Consider the following 23,529-nt stretch of genomic DNA (forward strand, 5'->3'; position numbering starts at 1 on the left):
GGGCGCGCACGATGCGCATGACGCCGCAACAGAGGACAAACAAAGCAAAGGGGCGACAACCAATGTCGGCTACAACGAGGAATGCCAGCGCCGCGACGAGCGCGGTCCACGGCACCGTTACTGGAAAGAAATTCGACGGGGTGCTGCCCGTCCGCGAGAAGGTCGCGTATCTGAGCACCGATATGGCAGGAAACCTGCTGTACTCCTCGCTCGGCACCTACATCATGTTCTTCTACACCGACGTGTTCGGCATCACCGCCGCCGCAGCCGGCTGGATCCTCCTCATCGCCCGTATCGGCGACTGCATCTCCGCCCCGGTGTGGGGCTCCATCGTGGACCACACCAAGACCAAGTGGGGCCAGAGCCGTCCGTTCTTCCTGTGGATGTGCGTGCCGTTCGCCATCACCGTGTTCCTCGCGTTCACCGCGCCGAACCTGCCCCCGATGGGCAAGGCCGTGTACGCCGCCGTCACCTACATCCTGGCCGCCGGCCTCGTGTACACCGGCATCCAGACGCCGATTACGGCCATCCTCTCCAACCTCACGCCCGACCCGGCCGAGCGCGTGAAGGCCAACACGTTCCGCCTGTCCGGCGGCCTGTTCGGCACGTTCATCACCGCCGTCTGCACGATCCCGCTGGTCAACTGGGCCGGCAAGGCGCTCACCGGCGCCTCCAACCAGAAGGTCGGCTTCATGTTCACGTTTGCGCTGTACGGCGTGATCGCCATCGCCCTGCTGCTGTGGGCCTTCAGGAACATCAAGGAGCACAACTACGATCCGAAGACCCAGAACCCGCTGCCGTTCAAGGAGAGCCTGCACGCCATCAAGGGCAACTGGCCGTGGATCATCCTCATCGTCGCGTTCGTCATCTTCTGGATCGCCCAGGAGGACCGCATGTCCGTGGCCGTGTACTACGCCAAGTACAACCTGAACAACGAGAACCTCGCCACCATCCTCAACGGCATGCAGATCCTCGGTCTGATCACCACGTTCCTCATCCCCGTCATCTCCAAGAAGTTCGGCAAGGCCGGCAAGACCGACACCATGATCCTCGGCATGGTCATGGCCATCATCGGCCAGCTGCTGCTGCTCACCGCGTCGCACAGCTTCGCCCTGTTCGTCGTGTTCTGGGCCATCTCCATCCTCGGCGCCGCCATGGCGCTCGCCATGCCGTTCGCCATGCTCGCCGACACGGTCGACTACGGCGAATACAAGAACGGCATCCGCGCGGCCGGCCTGCTGTCCGCCGTCGGCGCTTCCTTCTGCATCCAGTTCGGTTCCGGCCTCGGCAACCTGATCCCGTCGAAGATCATGGCCGCCGCCGGCTACGTCGCCAACCAGACGCAGACCCCCGAGGCCCTGAACGCCATCCAGTTCTGCTTCATCTGGCTGCCGGTGATCGTGTACGCCGTCGTGATCGTGATCATGCTCGGCTACCGTCACTTCGAGAAGAACGAGCCGTTCATCCGCGCCGAGCTCGCCAAGCGCCGCGCCATCGCCGACGCCGCCGCGTGATTCGACGGTGCTCGTCGTCCGGTGATTATTAATCATCGTGCGGTGCGTGACGCCTGTGGCGTTCCGACGCCGATTGCGTGACGTGCCGCACGATTCGGTGCGATTCGACGGATGATATTCTGCCTTTATTTACCCTGTGACTCGTAGTTACTCGTAGTTTCAATGGACCGCGTCGCATATTTACGGATATGCGACGCGGTCCATCGTTTTCGGCGTGATATCGATGGATTGGATTGCAAAAACGGGGGAAATGCGTCGTAGTCCATCGAAGCTGCCGTCATGTGATTTTCAAAACGTTGCAATCATGCGGTTTCTTCCGTCGGAATATCAATTGGTCGATGGACTGCGCGTGATTTTCGTGGATTTGCAACGTAATCCATGGAATCCTATGGAATTCCGATGGATTACTGCTCGTTTTCGACAAAAACCGACGTAATCCATCAAATATTGATGGTCGATGCCCCATCTTCGGATGTCGGCGGGGAGTAAAGTGACCGACGTGAATGACGATATGACGAAACAGAACCTTGCATCCGCGGCGGCGAATGACCGTGCGGACGGTGATGAGGCTCGCGTGGACGGCCATGCGGCTCATAACGAGCATAGCGACGGACGCGCGAATGACGCCGCGGGCCGTGGGCACGGCGCCGTGCGTGGCGTGAACGGGCCCGCCTACAGCGGCGAAGGCTCGGCGACCCTGGGGGAGGGGCGTCCGGCGAGCCACGTGTGGGCCATGCTCATCGGCGTGGGCATCCTTTCCGGTTTTCTTTCGGGACTGTTCGGCATCGGCGGCGGCACGGTGATCGTGCCCGCGCTGGTGTTTCTGGGGCTTTCGCAGCGTCATGCGGCGGCGACGTCGCTGGCGGCCATCATCCCGACGTCCATCACCGGCGTGATCTCGTACGCCACCGGCGGCGACGTGGATTGGATCGCCGCGCTGCTGCTGGCATGCGGCATGGTCGTCGGGGCGCAGATCGGCAGCTGGCTGCTGTCGCGACTGCCGGAGGTCGTGTTGCGCTGGGTGTTCGTGGTGTTCCTGGTGTTCGTGATTCTCTCGCAGATCGTGTTCACGCCGTCGCGCGACCATGTGATTCATATGACCATCGCGACCGGTGCGCTGCTGGCGTTGCTCGGCGTGGGCATCGGCACGCTCGCCGGCCTGCTCGGCATCGGCGGCGGCGCGGTGATGGTGCCGTCGCTCTCGGTGCTGTTCGGCGCGAGCGACCTGATCGCGCGCGGCACGTCGCTGCTGGCCATGTTCCCCAGCTCCATCGCCGGAACCGTGGCGAACATGAAGCGCAAACTGGTGCATCTGCGCAACGGACTGGCCATCGGCATCACCGCGGCGATCGTGGCGCCGTTCGGCACGATCGTGGCCGGATGGGTGTCGCCGCGCATGGGTGCGAACCTGTTCGCCGCGTATCTTGGCGTGCTGCTCGTGCGCAGCCTGTGGACCGCCGTGAAGATCACGCCGGGACTGCGCGAACGCCTGATGCGGTAGTAGGCGCGGGGTCCGTGGCCGTCGCATGGGCTGGATGCAATGCCGGTCGATGCCGACCAGACGGCCCATGTGGCGCGCGATGTCTCATGGCTGGTTGTGTGGTGTTGTCTGGTGATGTGAAAGAGCCGTCACATGGGTTGGATTCGATGCCCGTGTGACGGCTCTTGGTCTGTGGCGTGCATGGAGCACTCGGGGGCATGGGGCCAAGTGCTCCATGCGGTGCGTTGACTACTTGCCGGTGCCTGTTCCCGTTCCCGTTCCTGTGCCGGTGCTGCCGGTGTTGGCGCTGCCGGAGCCGCCGTTGCCGGTTTTGTTGCCGGTGTCTGTGCTGGTCTTGTCGCCGCCGTTGCCGGTTGTGGTCTTATCGGTGTCGGTCTTGGTGCTGTCGCCGCCGTTGTTGGTCGTGGTCTTGCTGTCGGTTCCGTTGCCATTGGTGCCGTTGGAGTACTGCCCGTTGCCGTAGCCGTTCGTGCCGTACTGGTAGCCGTTGCCATAGCTGTTGTTCGAGTACCCGTTGCCGTACGAGTTGTTCGAGTAGCTGTTGCCGTAGCCGTTGGAGTAGTTGTTGCCGTACGAATTGCCGTAGCTCTTGTATCCGTTGGAGTATCCGTTGGAGTACGTGCCCGAGCCCGAACCGGACTGCGAGCCCGAGGTGCCCGTGCCGCTTTCGGCGGAGGACTGCGCCTTTTCGAACGCCTTCACGGCCTTGGTGAGGTTTTCGGTGGCCGTCGTGAACGACGAGGCCAGCTTCTGGTTCACCTTGCCGTTGGCCTCCAGCTGCGCGGTGGGCATGGTGGAGGCGCATTCGCGGCCGTCCGCGTCTTTGGCCTTCGCCGTGTTCAGCCGCTGCTGCAGCGTCGTCGTGGCGGTGCCGGCGCCCGTGGTGTCGGACGGCAGCTTGCCCTGCGCGTTCTTGATGGTCGCATCCAGCTTCTTGCGCGCGTTGTTGTAGTCGGTGACCGATTGCGAGCACGTCTCCATGGCGTCGGCATGCGCCTTGTTGTCGCTGACGTGCTTCCACACCGCGAATCCGGCGACCGCCAGCACGATGACGACGACCGCGGCGATGGCAATCATACGGAGTTGCTTCTTCGCCTTGGCCGAAGCGCCGTGCGTCGTATGGTGCTGCGCCGGCTTCGCGGCCTGGCCGTTCGCATTCGCGCCGGCGGCCGAGGCCGTTGCAGGGGCGACGACGGTGGCGGCGTCAGCAGTGGTCGGCGGCTTGACCGCGGCCGGCTGCGCGTCTGCGTTGGTGCCCGCGCCTGCGGCGATGCCTGCCGACGGCATCACCACCGTGGCGCCGTCTTCGGCGGCCGCCGCGTCCGCAGGCGTATCCGGCATGATGGACGGCATCGCCGTGGTCGCCTCCGACGCCGCGGCGGCTGCCGGCGTCGTGGAAACGGCGGACGTGGTTGATGCCGCGCCGTTCGTGGCGCCGGCCGTCGCGCTCGCCGGCCGGATGGTCTGCAATGCGTCGCGCAGCGCCGTCACCCTTTCCTCGACCGGCGGAATGGATGCGGTGTCTTCAAGTGCATGGGCGGGGTCTATGGCCGCCTCGGCCGCCGCAGATGCCGGTGCCGATGCGCCGGCCGTCATCGGCGACGCGGCCGTGCCGGCATCGGCCGGCGTCGTCACGCCCGATGCCGATGCTTTCGGCGTCGTGCCGGCGTCCTCATCGAAAGCAGGGAACGACAGCGTGGGGATGTCCCACTTCGACTCGACGATGTTGCCCTCGTCGTCGATGCGAAGATTCGACGCCGCCAGATTCGCCGCCGTGAATTCGTCGTCAAACAACGACTTTTCGTCGTTCTTCGCCGGCTTGCCGCCGGCCTTGCCGCTGTTCGTATCGGTCATCTTTCACTCCCCGGTCGTATTGCCTCAAGCACATCATAGGAGGTCTTGGCGGGACGTGGAATATGCGAGTTGTGGGTGTTCGCATTGCGGGAAAAGGCGTGGACGCCGCGCAATCTCAACGCCCTTGGTATTTCGCGGATTTCGCGGTGCGGACGTCGTAAGACGGACGTCCGCGACGCATGATTCGCCCATGACAACGGCCGGTGGAACGCCGGAAAAGACCGCTTGAACGGTAAAATTGGCGGAGATTACGGTTTCCGGCGGTCATGTTCCCGATTCCCGGTTTCCGTGTGACCGGGTTTCCGGGCAATCAAGGAGGATGCATATGACGACCGAACAGCGCGCGGCGCTCCCCGACACGATTCACACCAACGGCGCGACGCCGAACCCGTGGTGGTCGAACGCGGTGGTGTACCAGATCTATCCGCGCAGCTTCCAGGACACGAACGGCGACGGATACGGCGACATTCCGGGCATCACGTCGCGGCTCGACTATCTCGCCGACCTCGGCGTGGACGTGATCTGGCTGTCGCCGGTGTACAAGTCGCCGCAGGACGACAACGGCTACGACATCAGCGACTACCAGGACATCGACCCGATGTTCGGCACGCTCGACGACATGGACGAGCTGCTGGAGGAGGCGCACAGCCGCGGCATCAAGGTCGTGATGGACCTCGTGGTGAACCACACGTCCGACGAGCACGCGTGGTTCCAGGCCTCGCGCGACAAGAACGACCCGCACGCCGACTGGTACTGGTGGCGTCCGGCCAAGGAAGGGCACGAGCCGGGGACGCCGGGTGCGGAACCGAACCAGTGGGGCTCGTACTTCGGCGGCTCCGCATGGGAATACGACCCGAAGCGCGGCGAATACTACCTGCACCAGTTCTCGAAGAAGCAGCCCGACCTCAACTGGGAGAACCCCGAGGTTCGCGCCGCCGTGTACAAGATGATGAACTGGTGGCTCGACCGCGGCATCGACGGATTCCGCATGGACGTGATCACGCTGATCTCCAAGCATGTGGACGCCAACGGCGAACTGCCGGGCGTGGGCGCGAACACCGAATCCTCCGGACCGGTGGGGGAGGACGGCTACTCCAGCCCCAACCCGTTCTGCGCCGACGGACCGAGGCAGGACGAGTTCCTCGCCGAAATGCACCGCGAGGTGTTCGACGGGCGCGAAGGCACCATCACCGTGGGCGAGGCGCCCGGCATCACGCCCGAACGCAACCAGCACATCACCGACCCCGCCAACCGCGAGCTCGACATGCTGTTCCTCTTCGACCATGTGGAGCCGGGCGGCGGTCAGTCCAAGTGGACGGCCGCGCCGTGGAAGCTCACGCACCTCAAGCACTGCCTCTCCGGGCATCAGGCCGCGGTGAAGGAGACCGGCTGGACCAGCCTGTTCTTCAACAACCACGACCAGCCGCGCGTGGTCTCCCGCTGGGGAGACGACTCCACCGACGAGCTGCGCGCCCGCTCCGCCAAGGCCATCGCCCTGCTGCTGCACATGCACCGCGGCACCCCGTACGTGTACGAGGGCGAGGAGCTCGGCATGACCAACGCCTACTTCGACTCGCTCGACCAGTACCAGGACCTCGAATCCATCAACATGTACCATCAGCTCACCGAGGCCGGCGTGATGACCCCGGACGAGATGATGGCCTCGCTCAAGGCCATCAGCCGCGACAACGCCCGCACGCCCATGCAGTGGGACGCCACCAAGTACGCCGGATTCACCGCGCCCTACGCGCCCACCGCCCCGTGGCTGCCCGTCAACGAGAACCGCGACGTGGTGAACGCCAAGAAGGAGAAGCGCGACCCCGACTCCGTGTACAACTTCTACAAGAAGCTCATCGCGCTGCGGCACGAGAACCCGGTGGTGGCCGCCGGCGACTGGCGGATGCTCGACGCCGACGACCCGCAGGTGTACGCGTTCGTGCGCACGCTGCGCGAGGACGGCGTCGGCGGCGGCATCGACGGCTCGGGCGAGCGCAGGATCGTGGTCGTGGTGAACATGTCGAGCGAGTCGGCGAAGATCCCCGCCGAGGCCGCCGACATGCTCGGCCTCGGGCTCGCCGGCACCACGCTCGGCGGCGTGAGCGCCGACCGCATCCTCATCAGCACCTATCCCGAGGAGGAGACCGCCGCCGACGTGCTCTTCGGCAAGCTCGCCCCCTGGGAGGCCTTCGCCTACGAGCTGTAGGACGCCGTGATTCGGCTCCCGCTGGATGAACGCTGGATGAACGGCCCGGTGGGTGTTTCATCCAGCGGGGGCGGATACGATACGCAACAACACATGAGCAAAGGAGGCGACGATGGTGGGGATGCGGGACGTGGCGCGTCGTGCCGGCGTATCGCTGAGCACGGTGTCGCTGGCGGTGAACGGCACCGGCTACGTGGCCGACGAGACGCGCGAGCGCATCGAAGCGGCCATGGCCGAACTCGACTACGTGCCCAACGACCTCGCCCGCAGTCTCTCGCAGGGCCGCACGAACCTCGTCGGCGTGACCATCCCCACCATTGCCCACCCGTTCTTCGCCCAGCTCACCGCCGCCATCCAAGGACGGCTGCACAAGGCCGGACTGCGCGTGATGCTCTGCTCCACCGCCGACCAGGACCGCGGCGAGGCCGAATACATCGACATGCTCCGCCGCCACACCATGGACGGCATCATCATCGGCTCGCACACCAGCCGTCCGCCCGCCTACTGGCAGTCGATCGGCCGGCCCATCGTGGCGTTCGACCGCTACCTCGGCGACGGCATCCCCAGCGTCTGCTCCGACCACGAGGCCGGCGGCCATCTCGCCGCACGGCGGTTCATCGACACCGGCGTGCGTCACGTCGTCGAGATCGGCGGCCCGCGCTCGCAGTTCCACGACCTCGCCGGCGCCGATGGCGCCGCGCCTGCGGCCGGTGGGGCCTCCGCCGGCTCTGACCTCGCCGGCCGCGCGTCCGCTTCGGCCGCGTCATCCCCAGCCGACACGACGTTCCCCACCGTGCGCTATCACCGCACCTTCGAACGCGACCTCGCCGAAGCCGGCGTCCGATGCGACTACATCACCATCGAACACGTCAGCGACCTCGACCTGTTCGAACAGGCCGCCGAGGAGGCGTTCCGACGGTTCCCCGACGCCGACGCCATCATCGCGCCCGATCTGGCAGCCGCCCATTGCGTGCGCCTCGCCATCGCCCGCGGCCGTCGCATCCCCGACGATCTGCAGATCATCGCCTACGACGGCACTCCCGTCACCGCGCTCGCCGGTCGTCGCATCACCACGGTCCGTCAGGATATCGACGCCATCGCCGACCGGCTCGCCGTCGCCATGATGGCGGCCATGGGGGAGGGGCATGCCGGGCCCGACGCAGCTGGCGATGCCGATTCGGCGTCTGCCGCCGCCGTCGCCTCCGACGCCGCCGGTCTCGTCCCCGTCGCCCTCGTCGACGGCGAAACCACGCGCTGATCGCGGGGAATCCGCAACCGACGGGAACCGAACGCACCTTTCGGTTCCTATCCGTTGGGCGACATGCGACGGACGGGAACGTAGCCGCGCCTTCGGTTCCTATTCGTTGTGATGTATGCGACCGATAGGAACGGTGTCTCGTCTCGGATTCCCTTCCGTTGCGCGCCACCCAACGGAAGGGAACGTAGGTGGCGCCCCGATTCCCATTGGTCGTGGCGTATACGACGGATGGGAACGCGGGTGCGCTCGGTTCCTATACGTTGGGAGCAAAAGCGCCGCGCATGCACGCCGTTCGTAACATGAACACCGATGTGTCCACATAGTGACCCTCTCATTGTGTGTGCCTGCGGCCGCGCCTATCTTTCACAGTGGTTCGGGTCGAACGGCCCGCAAAGATGTATGACGCCGAAAGGAGGTTCGCCAAGATGAACGGAATGACCGCTGCACTTACCGCTGAAAGCGCCGCTGTGTCCGGCCGAATTATTATTCCGTCTTCGTTGGCGGACTGATTCGACATTTTCACTGTTCGATCCCGTCAACGCGGCGGGGTTCGGAACAGACAAAATCCAGTTTTGAGCCCTGCCAAAAGCGGGGCTTTTTTCATGTCGCACGATCGCAACCCGATACACGTAATGAAAAAACGAACGGCGGAAAACAACTCAAGAAACTGAGAAACCCGGGAATCGGACGGACGGCCGCTTGCAGAGAGAAACCGTTGGCCCCCGAACAGAAGATTCACGGACTACACAGGAGATTAGAGAAATGACAGCAGTCGAGGCTACGACTGATAGCAAACTCAAGACGATGGCGCGTGACTCCGTCAAGACCGTCATCGCCGCCTCCATGGTCGGCACGGCCATCGAGTTCTACGACTTCTACGCATACGGCACCGCCGCTGCGAACTACTTCCCGCACATCTTCTTCTCCGACAAGGCGAACCCGACGGTCGCCCTGCTGATGAGCCTGCTCACCTTCGCCATCGCCTTCATCGCCCGCCCGCTCGGCTCGCTGGTGTTCGGCCACTTCGGCGATCGCATGGGCCGCAAGACCACGCTGGTCGTCTCCCTGATGACCATGGGCGTCGGCACCTTCCTCATCGGCTGCCTGCCGACCTACAACACCTGGGGCATCGCCGCGGTCGCCATCCTCTGCCTGCTGCGCTTCGTGCAGGGCATCGGCCTGGGCGGCGAATGGTCCGGCGCCGCACTGGTCGCCACCGAGAACGCGCCCGAGAACAAGCGCGCCCTCTACGGCTCCTTCCCGGAGCTCGGCGCCCCGATCGGCTTCTTCCTCTCCAACGGCACCTACTTCGTGCTTGAATCCTTCAACGACTCCGCCGCCATGCTGGCCTGGGGCTGGCGTGTTCCGTTCCTGCTGAGCGCCGTCCTCGTGATCATCGGCCTCGTCGTGCGAGTCCACATGGAGGAGACCCCGATCTTCCGCATGGCCCAGGAGAAGAAGCAGGTCGTCAAGGCCCCGATCGTCGAGGTGTTCCGCAAGAGCTGGGTCCAGGTCCTGCAGGCCACGTTCCTCGTCGCCGTCACCTACACGCTGTTCTACACGCTCGCCACCTGGTCGCTCGCCTGGGGTACCAAGGCCCAGGGCGAGGGCGGCGGCGGCCTCGGCTTCACCAACCAGGAGTACCTGCTCATGCTGATGATCGCCATCTGCGTGTTCGCCGCCTTCATCGTGATCTCCTGCGTGAACGCCGACAAGTTCGGCCGTAAGCGCGTGATCATCACCTCCTCCGTGCTGCTCGTCGTGTTCGCCGCCCTGTTCCCGTTCCTGCTGAACGGCCAGATCGTCGGCCAGCGCAACTTCTTCGCCAACATGGTGTTCCTGTGCGTCGGCTTCGCCCTGATGGGCACCGCCTTCGGCCCGATCGGCGCCTTCCTGCCCGAGCTGTTCGACGCCAACGTGCGCTACTCCGGCTCCGGCATCGGCTACAACCTCGCCGCCATCGTCGGCGCCGCCTTCGTGCCGACCATCGCCACCTGGCTGTCCAGCCACTTCGGCGTGCACTCGGTGGGTCTCTACCTCGGCGTCATGGCCGTGTGCTGCCTCGTCGCAGTGCTGAGCTGCCATGAGACTAAGAACGTCGACTTCACGAAGTGAAGTCTCCGTTCTAAGTCTCAGCCTCGCGCTCGATGACTCGCGCTCGCATCGGCTTCGGGAACAGTCCACTGGACTGTTCCCATTGAGAAGCCTCAGCCAATAACGTCGACTTCACGAAGTGATGTCGCTGTTCTGAGGTTTGTCATCGGCTAATTTCACCGGGCTCTTTGGTGAAATTCAGCTGCTGTTCATCCGATGATGGTCGAATGAACACAATGCGGATTCGGCGGCCGAAAGACCGCCATCCGCGATACGAAAATTGAATATCCAATATTTGGACGCGGACTTCCGCGTCGTACGCTGGAGGACTAGAAATAGCCCCTAGTGAAGATGACTTTCAACGTCTAGGACACAATCCTTCTCGCCGAAGGCCGTCAGCAATCTCACCCGATTGCCGGACGTCCAATCGCTCGGCAATCACCAAACCAATATAAAGGAGTGCCAATCATGGCAGCAACTATCTGGTACGAGAAGGACGCCGATCTGTCCGTGCTCGAAGGCAAGAAGGTGGCCATCCTCGGCTACGGTTCCCAGGGTCACGCCCACGCGCTGAACCTGCGCGACTCCGGCGTCGACGTGGTCGTCGGCCTTCGTCCGACCTCCAAGTCCGTCGAGTTCGCCAAGGAGCAGGGCCTCGAGGTCAAGTCCGTGCCGGAGGCCGTCGCCGAGGCCGACATCGTCATGATCCTGCTGCCTGACCAGTACCAGGCCGCCGTGTACAAGAAGGACGTCGAGCCGAACCTGAAGCCGGGCGCCGCCCTGGCCTTCGCCCACGGCTTCAACATCCACTACGGCTACATCAAGCCGTCCGAGGATCACCCCGTGTTCATGGTCGCCCCGAAGGGCCCGGGCCACATCGTGCGTCGTGAGTACGCCGCCGGCCGTGGCGTCCCGGTCGTGGTGGCCGTCGAGCAGGATCCTCGCGGTGACGGCTGGGCCATCACCCTGGCTTACGCCAAGGCCCTCGGCGCCCTGCGCGCCGGCGCCATCAAGACGACCTTCACCGAAGAGACCGAGACCGATCTGTTCGGCGAGCAGGACGTCCTCATGGGCGGCATCAACCACCTGTGCGACCTCGGCTTCGACGTGCTGACCGAGGCCGGCTACCAGCCGGAGATCGCCTACTTCGAGGTGTTCCACGAGCTGAAGATGCTGGTCGACCTCGCCAACGAGGGTGGTCTGAACAAGGCCCGTTGGTCCTGCTCCGACACCGCCCAGTACGGCGACTACACCTCCACGGTCATCACCGAGGAGACCAAGAAGCGCATGCAGTACCAGCTCAAGCGCATCCAGGACGGCTCCTTCGCCAAGGAGTTCATGGATGACCAGGCCGCCGGCGCCCCGAAGTTCAAGAAGCTGCAGGAGGAGTTCTCCCACCCGCACCTGGAGACCGTTGGCCCGAAGCTGCGCGCCATGTTCTCCTGGAACAACGGTCCGGCCAAGGACGCCGACGAGGCTGAGTCCTTCAACGGCAAGATCGCTCGTACCCAGGTTCAGTGATTTATCACTGACCGATGGCACTGCCAGTGATTTATCGCTGACCGACGTTTCGATAGCGTAGAAAACCGCCGCTCCCGATTCATTCGGGGCGGCGGTTTTTTTTATTCGTGGATTCCCGCCCTGCGTCGGCGTCATAGGATGCCGGCGTATCCGGGCGTTCATGCGGGGAATGAACGGGATGTCTCCCCAATCGGGGTCAAACGATGCAGGTTGAGCTGTGCCGACTCAAGGAAGCGCCCACGTTGTGGACGCCGATGTGACGGAAGCGACATTATCGGTAGGATGGTGGGCAGTTTGCAGGACAAAATCCTCAGATGAGCTCGTCTGAGTGGACGATCGAGCGGTTCATGATCGTTGCGCGGGGTGTGCACGCCACGCGGGTGAATGGGCCGGCGAGCGTCCAGGCATCGGACACCACGCGCATTACGCGCGGCGCTTATGCGCAACCACAACAACATTCGCAGTAGTTAAGGAGTGCTTACATGGCTGCACAGATCTGGTACGAAAACGACGGCGATCTCTCCGTCCTCGCCGGCAAGAAGGTTGCCATCATCGGCTACGGTTCCCAGGGTCACGCCCACGCGCTGAACCTGCGCGACTCCGGCGTCGACGTGGTCGTCGGCCTGCGTCCGACCTCCAAGTCGGTCCAGTTCGCCAAGGAGCAGGGCCTCGAGGTCAAGTCCGTGGCCGAGGCTTCCGCCGAAGCCGATGTCATCATGATCCTCGCCCCCGATCAGTACCAGCGTACGATCTGGGCCAACGACATCGAGCCCAACATCAAGGAAGGCGCCGCCGTCGCCTTCGCCCACGGCTTCAACATCCACTACGGCTACATCAAGCCGACCGCCGACCACCCGGTCTTCATGGTCGCCCCGAAGGGCCCGGGCCACATCGTGCGTCGTGAGTACGCCGCCGGCCGTGGCGTCCCGGTCGTGGTGGCCGTCGAGCAGGATCCGCGTGGCGACGGCTGGGCTCTGACCCTCGCCTACGCCAAGGCCCTCGGCGCCCTGCGCGCCGGCGCCATCAAGACCACGTTCAAGGAAGAGACCGAGACCGATCTCTTCGGCGAGCAGAACGTGCTCATGGGCGGCGTGAACAAGCTCGTCGAGATGGGCTTCGAGGTCCTCACCGATGCCGGCTACCAGCCGGAGATCGCCTACTTCGAGGTCTGCCACGAGCTGAAGATGCTCGTCGACCTCATGAACGAGGGTGGTCTGAACAAGGCCCGTTGGTCCTGCTCCGACACCGCCCAGTACGGCGACTACACCAACACCGTCATCAACGAGGACTGCCGCAAGCGCATGGAGTACCACCTGGGCCGCATCCAGGACGGTTCCTTCGCCAAGGAGTTCATCGACGACCAGGACGCCGGCGCCCCGCACTTCAAGGAGCTGCAGGAGAAGTACTCCAACGAGCGCATCGAGACCGTCGGCCCGAAGCTGCGCGCCATGTTCTCCTGGAACAAGGACGCCGTGAAGGACGCCGACGAGGCCAACTCCTTCACCGGCAAGATCGCCCGCGCCCAGGTGCAGTGATTTATCGCTGACCGATCGGCGCCGGCAGTGATCTATCACCGACTGAAAAAGCGGTGCAGTGGGCTTGCCCACTGACCAGGCGCGATTGAAAACCGCCGCCTTCCGATTCGTTCGGAGGCGGCGGTTTTGCGTCGGCCGATTATGCAATGGTGCGTATAGCCGCGTGCATATGAACGTATGGTCCGGCGAAGGTGAATCGTTTGACGTAGATATATTCAGCGTTGCAATCATGGGGGTGTGAACGCTTGTCAAGCGTGGTTGAGGGGTGGATGCGTCGGCGGTTCCGTCAGGAAAAATTTATGCAATATACCGCATAGAATTCATAAAATCAAGACTTGTTTTTTGATTTTTCGTACCGTTATGGTGTCCCTGCAATTTTGGTTTCGATGGACAACGGCGTGCGACGGGGTTAGTGCGTCGTATGCCCATGTGCGTCGCAATCGCGGCGCGTTGATGGCCTGCGGCATCGGTTGGAAGATGACGACGGTATCGCGTCTGCGAGGACGACGTGCGACATCGACGGAACGAGGGGAAGAACCTGATGGTTTCTCGGCGCACTGGTGTGCTGCGATCGGGTGTGGCCTTCGCCGTGGCGGGCATCATGCTGTTGCCCGCCAACATGGCGTTCGCCGTGCCGGAGGATGCACAGACGCAGCAATCACAGACGCAGCAATCGCAGACGCAGGCCGTGCAGACGACGGCCGCCACCGCTGCGGGCAACGCCACGGCGGACAGCACCGCTGCAGACAACACGAAGCCGGACGCCGCCACGAAGGGCGCGTCGTCGGCGTCGGCCAAGGACTCGCTGCTCACGCCGGCGAGCAAGGCCGCCGAAAGCGGCTCGAAATCCGGCGACGCCGCCGCGAACGGCGCGAAGGCGGCGAAGGGCTCCGCGGACAAGAGCGGCAAGGGGCTGCTCGTCGGCGACGACACCGGCAGCGGCGATAACGCCGGCACCGCGTCCAAGGACGGCAACGTCACCATCGTCGTGCAGCTCGACAACACGACCGCCGGCGTGCCGTGGTTCCGCTCGCTGTTCGGCGTGAGCAAGGAAAAGCGCCACGAGTCCATCAAGAACAGCATCCGCGAGCTCGCTGCGCAGCAGCCGGCGACCTCATCGCTCTCGTTCAAGAGCGCGAAGTCCGCCGCGAAGTCCGCGAAGGCCGACTCCGCCGACGCCTCCGCCGCGACGGGCGACTCCACGGACACCGCCAGCGCCAAGGTGCAGGACGTGCAGGACTACTACCACGCCATCGACGGCTTCGCCGTGAAGGCTCCGGCCGGCATCCTCGATGAGATCAGGAGCCTGCCGGGAGTCAAGCGCGCGTTCGTGGAGCACCGCTACAGCATTCCGAACGACCAGACGGCGAAGTCCTCGACGCTGAAGAACCAGTCGTCGCTCGACATGACCGCCGCCGACAGGATCTCGCAGAAGGGCGACGGCCAGACCATCGCCATCATCGACTCCGGTCTCGATACCGCGCACGAGGCGTTCAAGGGCGACCTCGACGACGCGAAGGTGAAGGAGACCAAGGCCGACGCCGAAGCGAAGATCAAGCGGCTCGGCCACGGCAAGTACGTCTCCGAGAAGATCCCGTTCGCCCACGACTACGCCGACAACGACGATGACGTGACCCCGAGCGACCTCGACGGCATGGAGCACGGCACGCATGTGGCCGGCATCGCCGCCGCCAACTCCGGCGACCAGATTCGCGGCACCGCGCCGAACGCGCAGATCATTCCGATGAAGGTTGCCGACGACTTCTCCGGCGGCATCTACGATTCCGCGCTGCTCGCCGCCATCGACGACGCCGCCGCGCTGGGCGTGGACACGGTGAACATGTCGCTCGGCTCCGACGCCGGCTTCGCCGACGAGGCCACCTCCACGTACGGCGACGCCATGAAGACGCTGCGCGACGGCGGCGCCACGGTGAACGTGGCCGCCGGCAACGCGGGCACGGCCGCCGCCGGCAACCAGTCCGGCAAGAACCTGCCGTATGCCTCCGACCCCGACAGCTCCGTGATCTCCTCGCCGTCGTCGTTCGGCGACGCGTTCTCCGTGGCCAGCGTGAACAACGCGCAGCCGCAGTCCGCGTTCCTCGGCCCCGACGGCAAGGCCATCGGCTACAACCTGCTGAGCTTCGCCTCCGACAGCGGCCAGTCCACCGGCCGGACGACCCCCGACTTCTACACCGGCGACCACACGCTCGCCGACGGCAAGTACGAGTTCGTCGACGGCGGCATCGGCTCCAGCGAGGACCAGACCCGACTGGCGAACGCCTACGACTTCGACCTCTCCGGCAAGATCGTGCTGGTCAAGCGCGGCGGCACCGAGCCGACCGACGGCCACTCGCTCACCTTCACCGACAAGCTGCTCAACGTGGGCACCGCCATCGGCGCCGCGGCCGTCGTCTTCTACAACAACTCCGACGCCGCGCTCACCGGCGTGGCCATCAAGGACGGCACCGTGGTGAACTACCCGGTCGTCGCCATCTCCGGCCGCGACGGCGAAGCCCTCGCCAAGGCCGCGAACAAGACGATCACCCTGAAGAAGGGCACGACCGCCACGCCGACCGACTACACGATGAGCGACTTCACCAGCTGGGGAGTCACCCCCGACCTGAAGCTCAAGCCCGAGATCACCGCCCCCGGCGGCAACATCTGGTCGTCGGTGCCCGGCGACAAGTACGAGTACATGTCGGGAACGTCGATGGCCACCCCGCAGATGGCCGGCATCTCCGCGCAGATCCACGAATACGTGGAGAACGACGCGAAGTTCGGGAATCTTTCCGCCGCCGACAAGGCGAAGATGGTCACGCAGCTGCTCATGAGCACCGCCAGGCCCGTCGCCTCCGGCGATTCGTACGCCTCGCCGCGCCAGCAGGGCGCCGGCGTCGCCAACGCGGCCGCCGCCGTCAAGACGCCGGTCTATCTGACCGTCGACGGCGCATCCGACGATTCCCGTCCGAAGGCCGACCTCGGCGAAAGCGCCGACGGCAGGTACTCCTTCACGCTCACCCTCCACAACCTCGGCGACAAGGCCCGGACCTACGCTCCCGACGCACAGGCGCTGAGCGAGCAGGTGGCCGACGGCCTGCTGCAGAACACCGACCGGAACTGGACGGGCAAGGGCATCGCCGTGGCCTACTCCGGCAAGACGTACGACGCCGGGACCGGCGTCGTGACCGTGCCGGCCGGCGGCACCGCGCAGCTCACCGTAAGCGTGACCGCCGAAGCCGCGTTCAAGGACTACGTGGCCAAGAACCTGCCGAACGGCGCATTCGTCGAAGGCTTCGCCAGGCTGCGCGCCACCGGCGACACCGCCACCGACGGCACCGACCTCTCCGCACCGTTCGTGGGCTTCTACGGCGACTGGAGCAAGGCCCCGGTCTTCGACTCCGCCCTGTGGGACAAGGGCTCCAACGCCTACCACATCTACGGCACCGCGCTGGCCAGCCCGACCACGGGCGTCCCGCTGGGCGTGAACCCGCTCGACGAATCCGCCACCGCCGGCCCGCTGTACAACATCGACCCGGCGAAGATGGTCGTCTCCCGCACGAACTACAGCGTCTCGCCCACCGCCGCCTGGCCCCTCACCGGCCTGCTGCGCAACGTCGACAGGCTCGACTACGAGTACACCGACTCCAAGGGCGCCGTGGTGAAGAGCGACAGCTACGACCACGTGCCGAAGTCCACGCTCAACGTGTCCTCCGGCTCCGTGCTCTACGCCGAGGCCCGACTGGGCAACGGCGCCGGCGCCTTCGACGGCAAGGACGACAACGGCAAGAATCTGCCCGACGGCACGTACACGCTCCAGCAGACCGGCACCACCTCCGGCCCCGGCTCCGCGAAGCAGAAGAGCGGCAAGTACAACGTCACGCTCGACACCGCCGGCCCGAAGATCTCGAACATGAAGCTCGCCGGCGAAGGCGACGCCAAGACGTTCTCCTTCGACGCCACCGACACGAGCTGGCTGTCCGCCGTCGACTTCCACGACCCGACCACGGGCGCCTACTTCAAGCGCATCCTCGCCGGCGACGACTACACGACCAACGCCGACGGCTCGAGGACCTGGCACTTCGAGGTGAAGGTCTCCGACATCGCCGCCGCCTGGACGGCGTCGAAGATCGGCGGCTCGCTGCCCAACTCCGTGCCGCTGTACGCATGGGACTACGGCGTGAACCCGAGCGCCAAGGCCGACGCCGTCATGACGCCGGTCGCCGCCACGGGCATCACCCTCTCGAAGACCGCCCTCACGCTCGCCCCCGGCCAGAAGGCCAGGCTCACCGCCACCGTGCAGCCCGAGGACTCCACCGAAAAGGAGCTCGACTGGTCGAGCGCCGACGAGTCCAAGGTCACGGTCGACGCCGACGGCAACCTCACCGCCGTCGCCCCGACCGGCGACAAGCCCGTCGAGGTGACCGCAGCCTCGAAGATCGACCCATCGGTCAGGGCCACGGCGCAGGTCACCGTCGCCGACGTCTCCGAGGAGACCGGCATCGTCATGTCGCAGGATTCGGCCACCGTCGAACCCGGCAGGAGCGTCGACGTCACCGCAATCGTCGCCCCGGGCCTCAACGGCAGGAAGATCTCGTGGACGAGCTCCGACGAGAAGGTCGCCGTCGTCGCCACCAAGGCCGGCCAGCCGTCCACGACGGCGACCGTGACCGCCGGCGACCAGGTCGGCACCGCGAGGATCACCGCCACCGTCGACGGCAAGTCCGCCACGATGGACGTGAAGGTGCAGCCGGGCGACTTCGCGAAGTTCGTCTTCGACAAGGACGGCACCACGCTGCTCGGCTACACCGGCAGCGCCCGCGAGATCGTCATCCCGAACAACACCAAGGCCATCGCCGACCAGGCGTTCGCCCAGACCTCGGCCGTCACCATCACCGTGCCGGCCAGCGTCGAGAAGATCGGCGCACAGGCGTTCACCTACGCCGGCGCGCTCACCACGGTCACGTTCGAGAACGACGAGAAGCACCCGAGCCAGCTGAAGCACATCGGCGACAAGGCCTTCGACCAGACCGGCTCGCTCGACACCGTCAACCTGCCCGCCGGCGCCAAGGACTTCACCCTCGGCACCAGCGTGTTCAGCAACTCCACGCTGCGCCACGTCACGCTGCCCGCCAGCCTGACCGAGATCCCCGCCGACACGTTCAACGCCTCCGCGCAGCTGTACGACGTCACGATCTCCGCCGACACCACGGCGATCGGCGAGAACGCGTTCAACGCCGACCTGAGCTTCGGCGAGTTCAAGCTCACCGACGCCGAAGGCAACGTGACCAAGCAGTGGCCGCAGAAGCTCGAAACCATCGGCGGCGGCGCGCTCGCCGGCACGAACTTCACCGGCACCGTCGAGCTGCCGAAGTCGCTGCGCACCATCGGCGACTCCGCGCTCGCCCTCGTCAAGGCCGACTTCGTGCTCAACGACGGCCTCGTGACCATCGGCGCGAACGCGTTCTCCGGCACACACGGCAGGAACGTCGTCATCCCCGACTCCGTCACCGCGGTCGGCAGCGGCGCGTTCTGCGACATGCCGAAGCTGGTCTCGGTCACGCTGGGCAGGAACATCCCCGACCGTGCGCTGATCGGCGTGTTCACCAACGATCCGAAGCTCGCCACGTTCACCGCATCCGACGATGTGAAGCACTACCGCGTCTTCGGCGGCGTGCTGTTCGACAAGGCCGGCTCCACGCTCATCGACTACCCGAACGCGAACGCGTCCGGCCCGAAGGACGGCGTCTACACGATCCCGTCCAAGACGACGGCCGGATTCGACGCGACGGTCACCGAGATCGCGGCGTACGGCTTCTACCTCAACAGCACGCTGAAGGGCGTGAACTTCACCGAGGGACTCAAGACCGTCGGCGATTCCGCGTTCCTGCAGACGAACCTCACCGAGGTCGTGCTGCCGAAGAGCCTCGAGACCGTCTCGCATGCCGCGTTCATGAGCATGGCCGGCCTGAAGTCCGTGGACCTCGGCGGCACCGTCACCGTCGGCGGCAGCGCGTTCTACTCCGACCCGGTGCTCACCGAGCTCAACATGCGGCCCGAATACGCGCGTCTCAAGACGTTCGGCTCGCTCGCGTTCGGCCAGTCCGCGGCCATCGAGTCGCTCGACTTCCCCGATTCGGTCACCGACCTCGGCGGCGACGCGTTCAGCAACATCACGTCGCTGAAGTCCGTGCACCTCGGCGCCGGCATCACGACCGGCGTGGAGGGCGTGTTCACCGGCGCCAACGAGCTGGCGGAGATCACCGTCTCCGACAGGAACCCGGTGTTCTCGGCCACGGGCAACGTGCTCTACCAGAACAAGACCGACGGCCTGCATCTCGTGCTGTCGGCGCCGGGCAACCCGACGACCGAATACACGGTGAAGGACGGCACGGTGGCCATCGACGCGCAGGCCTTCCGCAACAACCACACGCTGCGGAAGCTGACGCTGCCGGCCAGCCTCAAGAGCACGACGACCGGTTCGTTCAACTCGGCCGACGCGCTCGAGGAGGTCGTCTTCCCCGACGGATTCGAGCGCTCGAAGTCGTCGTTCCTGTTCGCCGAAGGCCTGAAGTACGTGGAGTTCGGCACCAAGACGAAGTCCATCGCCGACGAGTTCTGGGGCCACCGCCCGACGCACCTCGTGGTGCGCGGCGGCGTCAACGGCAGCTACTCCGGCGGCATCATGGCCGAAGGCATGCAGACCGCCTACTTCGGCAAGGGCATGACGAACATCAACATCTCCGATACGCCGAGCGTCGTCGTGGTGCCGTCCGATCTGGCGAAGCTCAAGCTCGCCGGCAGCGGCACCGTGTACGCGCCGGCCGACACCGACGGCTACACGACCGCGGTGGCCGCCGTAGGCGCCGACCGCGTCAAGGCGTACACGCCGCTGACGCTGACGGCGACGGTCGACGGCGAGGTCACCGCCGGCGCCAGGCTGACCGTCGCCGCCAAGGCGGCCGGCGGCGTCGACGAGGTCGACGGCAAGGCCGTGGCCAGGCAGTACCGCTTCGTCGCCGTCGACAAGTCCGGCAAGACCACCGTCCTGCAGGATTGGAGCGACGCCTCCACCGCCTCATGGACGGTGCCGAACGGCGCCGACGGCCTGACCGTCCGCGCCTTCACGCGCGACGCCACCTGGTACTCGGTCTCGGCCGACGCCAAGACCGGCGCAATCGCCGTCGACAGGACCGCGCTCGGCGACGCCATCGCCGCCGCGCGGAAGATCGAGCAGGGTTCGAAGACCGACGAGGCGTGGAAGACGCTGCAGGACGCCATCGCCGCCGCGCAGAAGGCCTACGACAACGCCTCGGCCTCGCAGGACGACGTGCGCAAGGCCACGGACGCGCTGAACAAGGCGGTCGCCGCGTTCAAGGCGTCGGACGACGGCTCCTCGAACGGCTCCACGCCGGTCGAAGGCCACACCTACGAGATCCCGATCCAGCTCGACGACTCCAAGCAGTACTCGGTGTACTTCTACAACACCGACGGCACCTTCTCCGGCCTCAAGCCGGCCAGGGTGACGTACCGCGACGGCAAGTACGAGGCGCTGATCACCACGGGCTCGTCCGCCGGCTTCGGCAAGGCGCCGACCTACGGCGACGGCATCGGCGACGGTGTCGCGACCGACAAGTCGGCCGTGGCCGTGGAAGGCTCGCTCGACGACTACGACAACGTGATCACCTGGCGTTTCGACCTCGCCGATCTCAACGGATTCACCGTGACCATCAACGGCTACGCCGGCGCGTTCGGCACCGGCCCCGTCCGCTTCGACCTGGAGAACGCCAAGGACGTGACGCCCGGCGCCGGCGTCGACAAGTCCGCGCTGACCGCGGCGATCGCCTCGGCGAAGGCGCTCGAGCAGGGTTCGAAGACCGACGAGGCGTGGAAGACGCTGCAGGATGCCATCGCCGCCGCGCAGAAGGTCGCCGACTCCGATTCGGCCAAGGACGCCGACGTGACCGCCGCCGTCGATGCGCTGAACGCCGCGGTCGCCGCGTTCAAGAACTCCGCCGACAAGCCGGCCACGGTCGACAAGTCGGGCCTGCGCGACGACATCGCCGCCGCGAAGGCGCTTGAGCAGGGCAAGAAGACCGATGAGGCGTGGAAGGCGCTGCAGGATGCCATCACCTCGGCGCAGCAGGTGTTCGACAATGGCTCGGCCACCGCCGACGAGGTGGCGCATGCGCAGGATGCGCTCAGGGACGCCGTCAAGGCGTTCACGGCCTCCGCCGACAAGACCGAGTCCGGCAACGGCAATGGTTCCGGCGGCGCCGGCGGCAACGGCAACGGCTCGGGTTCGACGAACGGTTCCGGTTCCGCCTCGAACGCCGGTTCGTCCGCGGGCGGCGTCCAGTCCGGCGATGCCGGCAAGGGCAAGCAGGCCGAACAGTCGGGCAAGCGCGCGTCCGCGCTCTCCCGCACCGGCGTCGCGGTCACCGCGCTCGCCGCAGTGGCGATGCTGCTCTCCGCGGCCGCCGTCGCCCTTCGTTCCGACCGTCTGCGGGCCCTGGCCGGTACCGCGCTCGGCCGGTTCGGTGGGGCCTCCGCCGCATCCGGCACGCACGGCAGCCACCGCGGCCGTGGCGGACGACGCCACTGATCCGCCGATTCGGTAGCACAGTCCGGTAGCGCAGCCCGGTAGGGAAAGGCCCGGTCCGTATGGCACCCATCAGGTGCCGCACGGACCGGGCCTTTCGTATATCCTGCGGGCCTCCACGTTGCGGTTCGGACGGGACCCCGCCGGCAGTGTCTCCGCCGTCGTCTCCCCGCTATTGGGCGCGGAAGGCGAGGTGGCCGCGCAGCAGAAAAGCCATCGCCAACGTGTCGTGGTCGGCGAGATCGCGCGGATTGTAGCCGGTCCGTTTCGCCATGTTGTTGAGATGGTTCTGCAGGGTGTTCTTGTGCATGAACAGCTCGTCGGCCGCGCGATTGATGCTGCCGTTATGGCGGGTGTACACCTCGAACGTGGTGCGGAAGCGGTCGATGTCCCGCTCGGAAAGCCCGGCGAACACCTGGGCCACGAACCGCTGCGCCGCATCGCGGTCGACTGCCGACGCCACGATGCCGAGGCCGATGGAATCATAGTCCGCCACACGGGCCTGACCGGTGAACCGCAGCCAGTCGACGGTCGTGCGGGCCTGGCTGTAGCTGAGCCAGCACCGGTCCGCCGTCGGCGCGCGCTCGCCGATGCCGATGCTGATCGGCCGGTCGAGCGCCTGTTCGATGTCCCGCCGGATGGCTTCAAGCGTGTCGTGCGGCGACTGCCCATCGTCGGGGGTCGTGACGTCGTCCGACGATTCGGCGCCGTCGGCATGGCCGCCGTTGCCGTCGCCGTCGGCGTTCCCCTTATCGGCCCGTTCGCCGAGCAGCAGCTGGAATCCCTGCGCGGACACCGCGAAGACGGTGTTCTCGCGGTCCGACAGATGCCGGGCGAGAATATCGTAGATGTCGTCGCGTCCGGAATGATCGGCGTCCTGCTGCGTGCAGCGGCCGACGGCCATGCGATGGGGCGCCTTCATGTCGAGGCCCAACGTGGTCGCCAGATACTCGACCAGACCGCGGTCGTGGTCCTTCGCACTCAGCAGGCCGATGAGATTCGCGGCCATCATGCGCCGGTCGAATCGGGTGATCTGGTCCATGTTCTCCCGAATCAGGATCTCGGTCATCTTGCGGATCACCTCGCCGAACGGCTCCACTTCGGCGCGCTCGCCGGTGATGCCGATGACGGCGGCCACGTCGTCGCCCAGCATCACGGGGGCGTTGATGCCGTGCCTCGCGCCCTCGAACTGGTTGTCGGCGTCCACGGCGATGGTGCATCGCTCCGTCGCCGCGAGGCGCGCCGCATCGTGGCGCGAGCCGATGCGGGCCGGATCGGTGCTGGCGATCATGACGCCGTCGGGGGAGAAGAAGTTGATGTCGTGGCGAATGATGTTCTTGAGATTCTCCACGATGGTCTGCGCGATGCGGGAATCGATGTTCATAACGTCAGTATAGACGACATCTCCACAGCTGTCTGTTACCAGTACTATTTTGAGGCGTCTGCCATG

At 65.6% G+C, this 23,529-nt stretch carries 10 protein-coding genes; 8 read left to right on the forward strand and 2 right to left on the reverse strand.

All coding sequences use genetic code 11. The annotated features are described in order from the left end of the window. The first annotated feature begins 62 nt into the window (after positions 1-62). Both GFD18_RS08810 and GFD18_RS08815 read left to right on the forward strand, forming a co-directional pair. A complete protein-coding gene (locus GFD18_RS08810) occupies positions 63-1,514 on the forward strand; it encodes an MFS transporter (RefSeq protein ID WP_100510301.1) in 1,452 nt (483 codons plus the stop codon). A gap of 733 nt (positions 1,515-2,247) precedes the next feature. Continuing rightward, positions 2,248-3,015, forward strand: coding sequence for a sulfite exporter TauE/SafE family protein (locus GFD18_RS08815; RefSeq protein ID WP_225433024.1), 768 nt, complete (start codon positions 2,248-2,250; stop codon positions 3,013-3,015). Between the two features lie 228 nt (positions 3,016-3,243). Here the strand turns inward: GFD18_RS08815 and GFD18_RS08820 are convergent, their stop codons facing one another. After that, positions 3,244-4,869 (reverse strand): hypothetical protein, encoded by a 1,626-nt coding sequence (locus tag GFD18_RS08820; RefSeq protein WP_163198683.1) that lies wholly within the window; start codon positions 4,867-4,869, stop codon positions 3,244-3,246. A gap of 325 nt (positions 4,870-5,194) precedes the next feature. Here GFD18_RS08820 and GFD18_RS08825 point away from each other — a divergent pair, with 325 nt between their 5' ends. The 6 genes from GFD18_RS08825 to GFD18_RS08850 all read left to right on the forward strand — a co-directional run bounded on the left by GFD18_RS08825 (position 5,195) and on the right by GFD18_RS08850 (position 22,082). Then, on the forward strand, positions 5,195-7,072 hold the full coding sequence (locus tag GFD18_RS08825; RefSeq protein ID WP_163198680.1) for a glycoside hydrolase family 13 protein: 1,878 nt from the start codon (positions 5,195-5,197) through the stop codon (positions 7,070-7,072). Positions 7,073-7,184: 112 nt separating this feature from the next. After that, on the forward strand, positions 7,185-8,330 hold the full coding sequence (locus tag GFD18_RS08830; RefSeq protein WP_163198677.1) for a LacI family DNA-binding transcriptional regulator: 1,146 nt from the start codon (positions 7,185-7,187) through the stop codon (positions 8,328-8,330). Between the two features lie 762 nt (positions 8,331-9,092). Then, on the forward strand, positions 9,093-10,445 hold the full coding sequence (locus tag GFD18_RS08835; protein WP_163198674.1) for an MFS transporter: 1,353 nt from the start codon (positions 9,093-9,095) through the stop codon (positions 10,443-10,445). A gap of 447 nt (positions 10,446-10,892) precedes the next feature. Further along, a complete protein-coding gene (gene ilvC / locus GFD18_RS08840; RefSeq protein WP_100510294.1) occupies positions 10,893-11,945 on the forward strand; it encodes a ketol-acid reductoisomerase in 1,053 nt (350 codons plus the stop codon). 482 nt (positions 11,946-12,427) lie between these two features. Continuing rightward, positions 12,428-13,480, forward strand: coding sequence for a ketol-acid reductoisomerase (gene ilvC, locus GFD18_RS08845; protein WP_100510293.1), 1,053 nt, complete (start codon positions 12,428-12,430; stop codon positions 13,478-13,480). A gap of 541 nt (positions 13,481-14,021) precedes the next feature. After that, positions 14,022-22,082 carry a leucine-rich repeat protein gene (locus GFD18_RS08850; RefSeq protein ID WP_163198671.1) on the forward strand — a complete coding sequence of 2,687 codons (8,061 nt, stop codon included), beginning with the start codon at positions 14,022-14,024 and terminating at the stop codon, positions 22,080-22,082. Positions 22,083-22,251: 169 nt separating this feature from the next. Here the strand turns inward: GFD18_RS08850 and GFD18_RS08855 are convergent, their stop codons facing one another. Next, positions 22,252-23,463, reverse strand: a complete 1,212-nt coding sequence (locus GFD18_RS08855; RefSeq protein WP_163228274.1) for a CdaR family transcriptional regulator — start codon at positions 23,461-23,463, stop codon at positions 22,252-22,254. Positions 23,464-23,529: the final 66 nt, after the last annotated feature.

The sequence above is a fragment of the Bifidobacterium saimiriisciurei genome, from assembly GCF_010667655.1.
GTDB lineage: Bacteria > Actinomycetota > Actinomycetes > Actinomycetales > Bifidobacteriaceae > Galliscardovia > Galliscardovia saimiriisciurei.